Origin of the sequence: Bowmanella yangjiangensis, from assembly GCF_017255015.1 — a bacterium.
Lineage (GTDB): Bacteria > Pseudomonadota > Gammaproteobacteria > Enterobacterales > Alteromonadaceae > Bowmanella > Bowmanella yangjiangensis.
In genome coordinates, this window is record NZ_JAFKCS010000548.1 from 1 (window position 1) to 500 (window position 500).

The window sequence follows — 500 nt, forward strand, 5'->3', positions numbered from 1 at the left end:
CAGTGCCAGCTGCAGCGTGAGCTGGCGGACTTCCCGGATCTGCAGACGAACCAACGCCACGCCGCCTGACGCCGCGCGGTGTGCCGAATTCGGCATGCTGCCTGGGTAAAGCGATCAAGCGGGCGGGGCCTGTTCGGGCCACTGTAACGGGCTGACTGCCAGGAGCCCGATATGACCCGACTGACCCTTGCCGAGGCCCATGAGCTGGCCGCCGATATCCTTCGCCATGCCGGTTTCAGCGCCGCCTTCGTTCAGGCCATCGCCGCCACGGTGACCGCCGGCGAGCGCGATGGCTGCACGTCCCATGGCCTGTGGCGCCTGCTGGGCATCGTGCGCACGCTGAAATCAGGCAAGGCGGTGGCCGATGCCGAACCCGAGGTGTTCGAGCCGGCGCCTGCGCTGGTGCGCGTCGATGCCCATGGCGGCTTCTCGCAATTGGCGTTCGCCGCCGGCCTGCCGCTGCTGGCCGAGAAGGCGCGGCGCAATGGCATCGCCGCCAT

The 500-nt window shown here is 69.0% G+C and carries 1 protein-coding gene; it reads left to right on the forward strand.

Annotation, left to right across the window (positions count from 1 at the left end; translation table 11 throughout):
* Positions 1 to 171: 171 nt before the first annotated feature.
* The coding region (locus J0A65_RS25600) for an Ldh family oxidoreductase (protein ID WP_206597025.1) at positions 172 to 500 on the forward strand (329 nt) is incomplete at its 3' end.